Origin of the sequence: Acinetobacter sp. Ver3, assembly GCF_000632455.1 — a bacterium.
Classification (GTDB): Bacteria; Pseudomonadota; Gammaproteobacteria; order Pseudomonadales; family Moraxellaceae; genus Acinetobacter.
Map to the genome: position 1 here is coordinate 1 of NZ_JFYL01000077.1, position 11,745 is coordinate 11,745.

Below are 11,745 nucleotides of genomic sequence, written 5' to 3' on the forward strand. Positions count from 1 at the left end.
AAACCGCTCATTTGAGCGGTTTTTTTATTTATGAAAAATTCTTGCTTTATCGCGCTGCCAATCGCGGTCTTTTTCAGTGGCACGTTTGTCGTGTAATTGTTTACCTTTAACAAGTGCAATTTCGAGTTTGACTAAACGACCTTTCCAATAGCACGCCAAAGGTACACATGTGTAACCTTTTTGATTGATCGCTCCTTGGAGTTTCTCGAGTTCGCGACGTGAAAGAAGTAGCTTACGAGTACGTGTTGCTTCGGGAACGATATGAGTTGAAGCAGAAAGAAGAGGTTGAATTTGAGCACCAAATAAATAAGCTTCATTATTTTTGAAAATAATATAGCTTTCCGTGATACTCATGCGTCCAGCACGAAGAGATTTTACTTCCCAACCTTGTAACGCTAAACCAGCTTCAAATTTTTCCTCAATAAAATAATCGTGACGTGCACGTTTGTTAAGCGCAATAGTGCCACTATTATTTTTTTTTACTACAATCGATTTCGACATAATACAAATATTCCAAGATTAGACCTATTTTGCCTCAAACTTGGCTTGAGGTGAAGTCATTTCACTGTCAACAAGTGTGCGTGTGAATTGAGTTTTTGTTAAACTATGCGCCTACATAATAATCTTAGAGTATAAATGGATGTCTAAAACTCGTGTCATCTATCCGGGAACATTCGATCCTATTACCAATGGTCATATTGATCTTGTATCTCGTGCTGCAAAAATGTTTGATGAAGTTGTAGTTGCGATTGCAATTGGTCATCACAAAAATCCAGTGTTTAGTTTAGATGAGCGAGTTGCGCTTGCAAAATCATCGTTAAGCCATTTAGACAATGTAGAGTTTGTTGGTTTTGACGGTTTATTGGTGAATTTTTTTCAAGAGCAAAAGGCAACAGCTGTACTCAGAGGTTTAAGAGCAGTGTCTGACTTTGAATATGAGTTTCAACTTGCAAATATGAATCGTCAATTAGATTCAAATTTTGAAGCTGTATTTTTAACGCCGTCAGAGCAATACTCGTTTATTTCATCCACATTAGTTCGTGAAATTGCACGTTTGAAAGGTGATGTGACGAAATTTGTGCCAAAAGCAGTTGTTGAGGCATTTGAACGTAAGCATCAGCAAGGTTGGTAGAGTGTCTTTAATTATTACGGATGAGTGCATCAACTGTGACGTTTGTGAGCCTGTATGCCCAAATGAAGCGATTTATATGGGTGAACTGATCTATGAAATTGATCCGAATCTATGTACTGAATGTGTTGGTCATCATGACCAACCCCAGTGTTCATTATTCTGCCCGGTAGACTGTATTCCTAAAGATCCTAATCATGTGGAATCTGAGGATGAATTGCTGGAAAAGTATAAAAAACTAATTGCTCAAAAAAGCACGAGCAATTGATCACAAAGTTTGTTAAGATGCGCAACTTGAAGTGAGCCAGACGATCGCTGCTGTGAAGGTCTTCGTGACTAAAGCAGGGGAGGAAAGTCCGGGCTTCATCGGGCAAGGTGCCAGGTAACGCCTGGGAGGCGTAAGCCTACGGAAAGTGCAGCAGAGAGTAGACCGCCATTTTGCAACTGAACTTCGGTTTAGCCTAGAATATGGTAAGGGTGAAAGGGTGCGGTAAGAGCGCACCGCATGACTGGTAACAGTTCATGGCATGGTAAACCCCACCTGAAGCAAGACCAAATAGGAATCCTTAAGGTATGGCCCATACTGGATTCGGGTAGGTCGCTTGAGCATATGAGTGATTGTATGCCTAGAGGAATGATCGTTCTAGACAGAACCCGGCTTATCGGCTCACTTCAACAAATTTTGATCAAACAGTGCCGATATTACTTGACGGATACATCAATCAAGTAGATAATGCGCCCACAGTTTACGGCTATGTAGCTCAGTTGGTTAGAGCACCGCACTCATAATGCGGGGGTCACAGGTTCAAGTCCCGTCATAGCCACCATTTTTATAGACCACACTCACTAGTGTGGTCTTTTTTTATGTGTGAAATCTTGAGTTTTCATTGGCACTGAATAAGCTGAGAATCTAGCTTAATTTTTGGAAACTCTTGTTCAAATTGTGCTAAAACGGCTGTCTGATTTACATTTGAAAACACAATATTTTGCAAGCTTTCAATTTTTTGCTCAGACAAATAAAGCTGTGCACAATGAAGAGCAACCGCATTCTCTTTACTCACGGCAAGTTTATGATCTTCAGGAATGACATCAATATGCACGAGCTTTTGTTGAGCACGGCTTAATTGAACTAGAGTTCGTTTTTGTTGCATGGTTATAAAGTTTTGAGCATTGATCCATTGAGCGACATCCATGCGTACACCGTGATAATTCACAAATATGGGGTGAGTCGTTTGGCATCCGCTCACAAGGCTTAAACAGCATATGAGAATAAAATATTGAGGATTGAGCATGATTTTGATGTTATTGAAACCTTACTATTACAATAAAATCATATAATTATGGATTAATTTTGTTCAAATAAGGTTTATTTGTATAAAGGGTGATCATTAGTGCTTTCGTATGCTTGACGATACAACGATAACTTAAGATAATGCGCACACAGTTTACGGCTATGTAGCTCAGTTGGTTAGAGCACCGCACTCATAATGCGGGGGTCACAGGTTCAAGTCCCGTCATAGCCACCATTTTTATAGACCATGCTCACCGCATGGTCTTTTTTTTATTTCTCAAAATGTCCTGAGATAAGATCAAGTGTAGATTGTGCTTGATAAAAAGGCTGAATCAAACTTTGAATTAATTGTTCTAGAATGCCAAAATCATTTAACATGGTGATAAGTTGAGGTGCAAAACGATGGGCTTCGATCACTAAATCTTCTTGAGTTAGTCCAACAGCCGTGAGTAAAGCTTGTAAACTGTAATCACCAAAATATTCATAGAACTCATCAACCACTTCTAAAATGATGGACTGAATCTCAGCGGATTGGCGTAAATTTCTCCAGGTTTCATAGACCAAAATAAAAAAATCTTCGACATCAATGGCTTCAATCTGCTCAAGCTGAGCTGAAATTTTTTGAAATTGGAGATCTGACCAAATATGTTGAATGATTTCATAAAGTTCATTTTGAGGCAGTGTGATAATTTCGCCTAATTGAACCAATATTGCATTTGCAAGTTGGGATTCTAGTTTTAACTCTAATGTGTGTTGCTGATCTTGGAGAAAATTAAAAATCTTTGATTTGACCGTATGATTTTGAATTTTATTTTTTCGAAGCCTATCCAGCCAAGGTGTATATTTTTCTAAAATTTGATTTGCTAATTGAAGACTTACTGCATGTGCCTTCTCATGACTTAAAATTTGTTGTTTTAAACCATAACGTACTTGATCTAATTCAAGAATTTTATTTAGCCATAGCCCAAAATCATGGTCAGAAATTAAATCTCCGATTAAAGCATTTGAATCCTTTAAATGAAGGTAAATGCGTTGTGCAACTGCGCCAATAAACTCTAGTAAATCAGGTCCAAGATTTAATTCAAAAGCATATTTTGAAACAACAGCATGAAGTTGTTCAATATTTACAATGTCTTTTAGTTTGATTCGATTAAACTGAGCATAAGCCTGTGAAACAAACGTGTCTATTACAGAATTAGATTCAGCATTTAATAAATACTGTTGCGTAAACCGGATTTGCTCAAGCATAAGTGCTTGAGCAAATTGATTGAGTTGTGTCGAGTTAGACACCTGCTTTCCATCCATTTACGATTGGATAGCGGCGTTCACGGCTAAATGCACGAGAGGATATACGTGGACCAATTGCACCCTGACGGCGCTTATATTCGTTGCGATCAACCAATCCAATGACTTTAGTCACGATATCTCGATCAAAACCTTTAGAAATAATATCTTCCAGACTCTGATCTTCTTCAATATATGCATATAAAATTGCATCAAGAACATCGTAAGGTGGTAAAGAGTCTTGATCTTTTTGATCAGGTCGTAATTCAGCAGAAGGTGGGCGAGTAATCACACGTTCAGGGATTACAGGCGTATCTTCCAAACTATTACGGTATTTCGCTAACTCAAATACAATCGTTTTATAAACATCTTTAAGTACAGCAAAACCACCGACCATATCACCGTACAGTGTGCAGTAACCAACAGATAATTCAGATTTGTTACCTGTAGATAAAACAAGATTACCAAATTTATTCGACAGACCCATTAATAAGGTGCCGCGTGCGCGAGCTTGTAAATTTTCCTCAGTTGCATCAGCAGGAGAATTGCCGAAGAATGGGTGTAATGTCTGCATAAAGCTGTTGACGATTGGGTGAATTTCCGCAATACCAAAAGTGACTCCCATACGTTTTGCCTGCTCAGTCGCGTCTTCAACACTGATTTGAGAGGTATATGTGTAAGGCATCATAACAGCTTGAACTTTATCTGCTCCAATAGCATCGACAGCGATTGCAAGGGTGAGTGCTGAGTCGATACCACCAGAGAGACCAAGAATGACACCAGGGAAACCTGAGCGTTTTACATAATCTCGTGTTGCCAAAACCAAAGCTTGGTAAATTTCTGCAATCGTATCTAATGCAGGTGCTTTGGTAGCGGCTTTAAAAGATTTAAGCTCTGCTTCATATTCAACATGAAAAAGGTCTTCTTTAAAGCTTGGTGCTTCAAGTACAACTTCACCATTTGCATTCACAACGAAACTTGTTCCGTCGAAAATGAGATCATCTTGCCCGCCTACTTGGTTGACATAAACAAGATTGAGATTCAATTGTTTAGCTAACTCTTTAAGCGTAACAACACGGTGTTGAGGCTTTCCAACTTCGTATGGTGAGGCATTTAACACAAGAACAGTTTCAACATTCAGTTTGGCAAGTTGTTGAACACTCTCAAGTGTCCAGACATCTTCGCAAATTAATACACCGAATTTATGTCCTAAATACTCAAATACAAGGTGTTGATGACCCTCAGCGAAATATCTCTTTTCATCAAAAACACTATAATTTGGTAAATTTTGCTTGTTATAAATACCTAATACTTGCCCATCTTTCATAACGGCTGCAGAGTTATAGCGTGCACCCGAATCAGCTTGATTAACAAAACCAAATACCATCACAATGTCTTTCACTTCAGCCAGTTTTTCGAAAGCTGATGCTGTACGTTTGCTTAGGCTTGGACGAAGTAGGAGATCCTCTGCAGGATAACCAATGGTCGAAAGTTCAGGAAACACAATGATATTGGCATTTTGCTGTTTGGCTTCGTTAGCGAGTCCAATCATTCGATGAACATTGGCATCTAAATTGCCGACAAATGGAGAGAATTGAGCAAGAGAAACTTTAAAACTATTCATTTAAACCAAGTCCTATCCTATAGGTTTATATACAGCACGTGCTGATTTTATTGGAGTAATTATTCAGCTGTGTGTATGTGATATTACATAACTGCCAAATGGCTCAAATTTACATCATTAAAACATGATAAAAGATCTTATTTCTTGCACAGCAAAAACTACGATTCATATGTATTCTATCTAAAATAAAAGTAGATACTAGCTTTTGCCATTGTTTGTACATAAAAAATTAAATCGTAATGGATTTGCGACACAGTAAATCAGATTTCAAAGCTGATATGGTGTTTCTGATTCACAAATCAATAGCTTGAATAAAAAATATTCTTTTAATTTTACAGTTTTTATTGATTCAAAATAATATTCGGAATCTTTTTCAAAAATATATGTCTAGCTATTTCGCCTTGTTGTTCAATGTTGTATTCATTGAAATTTTTTTTAGGGTCAAATTTATAGGCATAAGGATTATACTTTTTGAAGGAAATAAAATACGCACTTTGCAGAAAAGCGCCTTTGAGCAAAACATTTTGTCCTTGTTGGTGTTGTAAAATATGAGTCATCTCGTGAATGAAAATTCCTTGATAGATTTTATTTTCTTTCGAATAGTCAGTTTTGAAATGTTTGTTACGAATATGCAAATAGCCCTTTGGTGCCATAAATACCGCTGAGGGTTGCCACGGTAGAAACGGATGATTCATGATTTTCACACTGTCATAATCTATAAGATCACCAAAGACACTTTGGCTCAACGTGATTTCACCTTGGGTGAGTGATCTACATCTAAAAGCGTCAAATTTTATCCATTTTAAAATAAGTGGCATCCACAACATCATACTTATTTCTTAATCTACTTAAAGTTTATGTGACATTCAAAATATCACTATTTGGAATCATTACTTGTTAAAAATGGTGTTGACCTTTAATGATAATGAAATGGTATTTACTGATTAAAACTTAATAATTTTGTTAGACAATCTTGATGAATGAGCAATTATGCCATCTCTAAAGATTTATTATGCAAATGGCTATTTCGTCTTTTTATCTTAATTTTTTAGAAACGTCGAAGAATTCACATTATTTGAATTTATTCACTGAGATAAAAGAGAAGGTTCGCCATGTTATTAACTCAGCCACTAAAAAAAATTTCTAAATTTCTAAACGGTTCTAAATTTGATCCTGAGAATCAATCAAAAGCTATTCCAATTCGTCATATGAAATTTGATTTTGATCATCAAAAGATTGATCCAAAATTTTATTTGAATGCGGAATTAGCAAGTGCTTACTTTGCCTCACTTTCAATTTTTTTAACCTATGGTGAGGATCTCGTTATTGATACGGCACGTTATCATCGTGACTTTATTCAAGATCCATTACTCAAGCAAAGAGTGACAGCGCTGATTGGGCAAGAGGCTTTACATTCTAAACTTCATGAAGAATTAAATGACGCTTTTTTAAAGGCAGATTTGCCTGTCAAATTGTTTAGATTTCTGGCGCATCACGTTTTTGAATATGGTTTTAATCGGTTGCCTCAGCCAATGAAATTATCGCTTATGGCTGGGATTGAGCATTTTACCGCAGTGCTTGCTGAATACATGATGAATCATGAGCATATTTTCTTCGAATCTCAAGATGAGAAACAACGCGCAATTTGGATGTGGCATATGCTTGAGGAATCAGAGCATAAAGATATTGCATATGATGTGTTCCAACTTCTTTCGAGTAACTATGCTTTAAGGATAGCAGGCTTTTTCCCAGCGCTTATTACGATTTTAGTGCTGATTTCTGCTGCATCCTTAATTGTGCCATTTTATCGTAAGCCATCAAATCTAATCAGTTTAAGTTACTACAAAGATATGTACCGAAGTGTAGGTTTGATTTTTGGTCTAAAAGATGGTGTTTATGGCAGTTCGATCAAACATATTTTCGAATATCTCAAACCAGACTTCCATCCGAATGATCATGATACATCAGCGTTTTTAGAGTACTACAAAGAACGTTTATTAAATCCAGTGGATGGTATTTTAACACCATACTTTACGAAGGAATTCATGCCTGATTTAAAGGTATAAGAATAAGGATAGTTCATGCTTTTTTTTAAGAAGAAAATTAAACCGAGCCATCAGGCTTATGCTGTGGTAACGGGTGCTGGAAGTGGTATTGGACGCAGTTTTGCATTGGAAATTGCAAAACGTGGTGGTCAAGTGGTGTGTGCTGATATTAATTTAGCTGCAGCTGAAGAAACTGTTCAGCTGATTTCTCAGACCACAGGGCAAAAAGCATTTGCTGAATCCTGCGATGTGGGAAAAAAGGAAGATGTTGAGCGATTGGCGAATCAAGCAGAAAACCTTTTTAATCATCCTGTGACACTTGTTATTAATAATGCTGGCGTGGGGTTAGGTGGTAAGTTTGATGAGATAACACTAGAAGATTGGCAATGGTGTATGCATGTCAACTTATGGGGCGTGATTCATGGTTGCCACTTTTTTGTACCGAAGTTTAAACAACAAGGTTATGGGGCAATTATTAATGTTGCTTCAGCAGCAGGATTTACAGCTGCACCTGAAATGACAGCTTATAACGTGACGAAATCTAGTGTACTTGCATTATCTGAAACGTTATCTGCAGAACTACATCAAGATAATATCCGTGTGAATGTGCTTTGCCCAACTTTAGTACCTACTAATATTATGAAGAATGGGCGATTACCTTCCAATTACTCGGGTTTAGCGGATGATTTATTGCAGAATCATGCATTTGTCACAAGCGATCAAGTTGCACAAAAAACCTTAAACAATTTAGATAAAGGCATTCTTTATACGATTCCACAACCAGACGCGAAATTATTTTGGTTGATGAAGCGTGCTTCACCGACCTTATATACCAAAATGTTAGGTGTAGGTTATCCATGGTTTAAGCGTTTTGTAAAATAATAGAGAGATAAAAGAATGACACTCGATAACGAATTAGAGAGCAATGCAGATTTAAAAATTCAAACTGCTGATCAATCTGAAAAAGCAGAAGTAAAAGTAAAGAAAAAAAATAACGCAGATAAAGAACTTAAAGTCGAACAATTACAGAAGGTGTATGACACGATTGTTGTTGGTGCAGGTATTTCCGGTATCGCTGCGGCATATAAAATGAATCAGGCAGGATATCGCGACTACATTGTGCTGGAAAAAGCGAACCGAGTTGGTGGTACATGGCGCGATAATAATTATCCAGGATGTGGATGTGATGTTCCTTCAGCCTTATATTCTTTTTCCTTTTCGCCAAGTCACAAATGGAGTCATTTGTTTGCCAAGCAGCCAGAAATCTTAAGTTATCTTGAGGAAGTGGTTGAGAAGCATCAACTGACTGAAAAAATCCAATTTAATCATGAATTAAAAACAGCACGTTGGGATAACGAGAAGGCGCAGTGGTCGTTAGAAACTTCTCAAGGAAAGTATCTAGCAAAAACGGTAATCTTTACAACGGGACCGATTACTGAGCCATCATTTCCAAAAATTAAGGGCATAGAAAGTTTCAAGGGGGAAATGTTTCACTCTGCAAGATGGAATCATGAGTACGATCTGAAAGGTAAACGTATTGCTGTTATTGGTACAGGTGCTTCAGCGATTCAATTTATTCCTCAGGTTCAGCCATTAGCGAAAGAACTCTTTGTGTTTCAGCGTACAGCACCTTGGGTGTTGCCAAAAGCTGATATGAATTTGAATGATCAAGCGAAATCACTGATCCAGAAATTTCCCGTTATTCAATCCACTTGGCGGAGCAGTATTGCCCAAATTTTAAATGGCATTAACTTTGGTTTGCGTAATCCGAAAGTGCTGAAGCCTGTGAATTTCTTAAGCAAACAATTATTGAAGTTGCAAATTCAAGATGATGAATTAAGAAAAAAAGTCACACCAAATTTTGATATTGGCTGTAAACGTCTTTTATTTGCCAACAATTACTATCCAGTATTGCAACAAGATAATGTGAAACTAATCAATGAGGGGTTGGTTGAGATTGATGGGAATACGGTCGTTGCGGCCAATGGTGAGCGTCATGAAGTAGATGTCATCATTTGGGGTACGGGTTTTGAGGTATCGCATCCGCCAATTGGTAAACGCATTTACGATATGGATGGGAAGCTCTTAGCAGATCGCTGGAAAAATAGTTCACCAGAAGCTTATTTAGGTGCAAGTATTACCAATGTACCAAATGCATTTTTGGTGCTAGGACCAAATATTCTGGTTTATGACTCATTTATTGGTATTGCTGAAGCTCAATTAGATTATATTCTTGATGGCCTACTAAAGATCAAAAAGCAAAATATTAACAAGCTTGTGATTAAAGACGACGTTGTTAAGCGACATAATCAATTGGTTCAAAAGCATCTTAAAACCACTGTATTTAATGCAGGGGGCTGTAAGAGTTACTATTTGGATGAAAATGGTCGTAATTTTGCAGCATGGCCATGGTCTCTTGCAAAATTAAAACAGCAGTTAAGCTCATTAAATTTGGATGATTATTCACAACACTGATCAAAAAAGCCTGATTTAATCAGGCTTTTTTTGTTTGTAGATATTCTAGATATACGAGGTTTCTATTTCATCAGGGCTGAAAATAATATTTTGTTGTTAATCAGTTAATAAAAAACCACCCAAAGGGTGGTTTTATGACTGTCGACGCAGTTCGAATTAACGAACGATATCGCGTTGAACTTCGCCAGTGTAAAGTTGACGAGGACGTCCAATCTTGTATGGGCCGCTGTGCATTTCTAACCAGTGGCTGATCCAACCAACAGTACGTGCAAGTGCGAAGATTACAGTGAACATTTCTGTTGGGATACCAATCGCTTTAAGGATGATACCTGAATAGAAGTCAACGTTTGGATAAAGGTTACGCTTGATGAAGTATTCATCAGAAAGTGCGATACGCTCCAATTCCATTGCTAAAGCTAACTGTGGATCATTGATACCTAAAGCACCAAGAACTTCATCACAAGTTTCTTTCATTACTTTAGCACGTGGATCGAAGTTTTTATAAACACGGTGACCGAAGCCCATAAGTTTAACTTCTTTAGTCTTCACTTTTTCCATGAAGCCAGCAACGTTTTCTACAGAGCCGATTTCATCAAGCATCTTAAGAACAGCTTCGTTTGCACCACCGTGAGCAGGGCCCCAAAGTGCAGAGATACCAGCAGCGATACATGCATACGGATTAGCACCAGTAGAACCAGCTAAACGTACTGTAGACGTAGAAGCATTTTGTTCATGGTCAGCATGAAGCGTGAAGATACGATCCATTGCTTTTGCAAGAATAGGGTTAACTTTGTAATCACGATCTGCTGGAGTAGCAAACATCATGTACAAGAAGTTTTCTGCATAGCTTAAGTCATTACGTGGGTAAACGAATGGTTGACCAACAGTATACTTGTAGCTCCACGCAGCAAGGGTAGGAATTTTCGCAATCAAACGGATCGCAGTAATTTCACGGTGATCAACATTTTCGATATCAAGGTTGTTGTGATAGAACGCTGATAACGCACCAACAACACCAACCATAATCGCCATAGGGTGTGCATCACGGCGGAAACCGTTATAGAAGCGGCTAACTTGATCGTGAACCATGGTGTGGTTACGAACTTTAGCGTCAAACTCTTCTTTTTGCTCAGCTGTAGGAAGCTCACCATTTAATAATAAGTAGCAAGTTTCTAAATAATCAGCTTTAGTAGCTAGTTGGTCGATTGGATAACCACGGTGTAATAGAACACCTTTATTACCATCGATAAATGTGATTTTAGACTCGCAAGACGCTGTAGCCATAAAACCAGGATCAAAAGTGAAGTGACCTGCGGCCAATACATCTTTAACGTCGATTACATCTGGGCCCAATGTGCCGCTGTAAATTGGTAATTCAATTTCTTTGCCATCAAGCTGTAATACGGCTTTTTTGCCAGTTGCTTCAGACATTCAATAGATCTCCTGTCCTGGTGAATGTTTTATCTAACCCGAAATAATCTGTTGTAATCCGTGAGTTAGACGGTTTCAAAATTTGCTCTAAGCTTAGTGAGTAGTCAAAAATTGTCAATTATACTTATGGATAAAAATGACGACCTAAAGTGACTGGTTCTAAACTCAGTTAATCAGTAGGAATTTATCTGCTTTTCACTAGCGCCGCCGTATAATAAGACAATTTCAACGGTAGTGGCATAAAAAAAAAGACAAAAACGTGCATATTTTGATGATTTAAACCAAGTAATGCTTGATTATTAATACCTTTTATCAATATGTTAAAGGTTGTGAAAAGCGATTGTTTATAGAATTTGTCAGTTTTTTTAAGATGATAGACTGAATAAATACACCAAAAATGACAATGAAATATTTTTTTTCACTTTATTTACTAGTTGATTAAAAAGTGTCTAATTTATAATGTTTA

11 protein-coding genes, 2 tRNA genes and 1 other RNA gene are annotated in these 11,745 nt (G+C 37.5%); 8 read left to right on the top strand and 6 right to left on the bottom strand.

The features are described 5' to 3' along the window. Positions 1-24 precede the first annotated feature (24 nt). Entirely contained in the window at positions 25-501 is a 477-nt protein-coding gene (smpB, locus tag CL42_RS14035) for an SsrA-binding protein SmpB (protein WP_035269908.1), read from the bottom strand. A gap of 139 nt (positions 502-640) precedes the next feature. On the opposite strand from smpB, the gene coaD reads away from it, so the two are divergent. The 4 genes from coaD (at position 641) to CL42_RS14055 (ending at position 1,956) form a co-directional block, all read left to right on the top strand. After that, positions 641-1,132 carry a pantetheine-phosphate adenylyltransferase gene (coaD, locus tag CL42_RS14040; protein WP_035269911.1) on the top strand — a complete coding sequence of 164 codons (492 nt, stop codon included), beginning with the start codon at positions 641-643 and terminating at the stop codon, positions 1,130-1,132. Between the two features lies 1 nt (position 1,133). Then, positions 1,134-1,397 carry a YfhL family 4Fe-4S dicluster ferredoxin gene (locus tag CL42_RS14045; RefSeq protein ID WP_035269914.1) on the top strand — a complete coding sequence of 88 codons (264 nt, stop codon included), beginning with the start codon at positions 1,134-1,136 and terminating at the stop codon, positions 1,395-1,397. A 28-nt stretch (positions 1,398-1,425) separates the two neighbouring features. Further along, positions 1,426-1,807: RNase P RNA component class A (rnpB, locus tag CL42_RS16580), an RNA gene on the top strand. Positions 1,808-1,879: 72 nt separating this feature from the next. Beyond that, positions 1,880-1,956: transfer RNA gene (locus CL42_RS14055), tRNA-Met, on the top strand. A 57-nt stretch (positions 1,957-2,013) separates the two neighbouring features. Here CL42_RS14055 and CL42_RS14060 read toward each other — a convergent pair. After that, on the bottom strand, positions 2,014-2,322 hold the full coding sequence (locus CL42_RS14060; protein ID WP_228133291.1) for a hypothetical protein: 309 nt from the start codon (positions 2,320-2,322) through the stop codon (positions 2,014-2,016). 256 nt (positions 2,323-2,578) lie between these two features. Between CL42_RS14060 and CL42_RS14065 the strand changes: the two genes are divergently transcribed. Then, positions 2,579-2,655, top strand: a tRNA-Met gene (locus CL42_RS14065). A 35-nt stretch (positions 2,656-2,690) separates the two neighbouring features. Here CL42_RS14065 and CL42_RS14070 read toward each other — a convergent pair. From CL42_RS14070 to CL42_RS14080, 3 genes are all read right to left on the bottom strand, one after another. Beyond that, complete coding sequence (locus CL42_RS14070) at positions 2,691-3,710, bottom strand: hypothetical protein (RefSeq protein WP_228133292.1); 1,020 nt, start codon at positions 3,708-3,710, stop codon at positions 2,691-2,693. After that, on the bottom strand, positions 3,703-5,328 hold the full coding sequence (locus tag CL42_RS14075; protein ID WP_035269928.1) for an NAD+ synthase: 1,626 nt from the start codon (positions 5,326-5,328) through the stop codon (positions 3,703-3,705). Before CL42_RS14075 ends, CL42_RS14070 begins: the two co-directional genes overlap by 8 nt. 341 nt (positions 5,329-5,669) lie before the next feature. Continuing rightward, positions 5,670-6,158 carry a hypothetical protein gene (locus CL42_RS14080; RefSeq protein ID WP_035269930.1) on the bottom strand — a complete coding sequence of 163 codons (489 nt, stop codon included), beginning with the start codon at positions 6,156-6,158 and terminating at the stop codon, positions 5,670-5,672. 282 nt (positions 6,159-6,440) lie between these two features. Between CL42_RS14080 and CL42_RS14085 the strand changes: the two genes are divergently transcribed. The 3 genes from CL42_RS14085 to CL42_RS14095 are packed head-to-tail and all read left to right on the top strand — an operon-like array spanning position 6,441 to position 9,848. Then, a complete protein-coding gene (locus CL42_RS14085; protein ID WP_035269934.1) occupies positions 6,441-7,394 on the top strand; it encodes a metal-dependent hydrolase in 954 nt (317 codons plus the stop codon). A 15-nt stretch (positions 7,395-7,409) separates the two neighbouring features. Continuing rightward, positions 7,410-8,255 carry an SDR family NAD(P)-dependent oxidoreductase gene (locus tag CL42_RS14090; RefSeq protein WP_035269936.1) on the top strand — a complete coding sequence of 282 codons (846 nt, stop codon included), beginning with the start codon at positions 7,410-7,412 and terminating at the stop codon, positions 8,253-8,255. Between the two features lie 15 nt (positions 8,256-8,270). Next, a complete protein-coding gene (locus CL42_RS14095) occupies positions 8,271-9,848 on the top strand; it encodes a flavin-containing monooxygenase (RefSeq protein WP_035269938.1) in 1,578 nt (525 codons plus the stop codon). Positions 9,849-10,004: 156 nt separating this feature from the next. On the opposite strand, the gene gltA is transcribed toward CL42_RS14095, so the two are convergent. Next, positions 10,005-11,279, bottom strand: coding sequence for a citrate synthase (gltA, locus tag CL42_RS14100; RefSeq protein WP_035269948.1), 1,275 nt, complete (start codon positions 11,277-11,279; stop codon positions 10,005-10,007). Positions 11,280-11,745 lie beyond the last annotated feature (466 nt).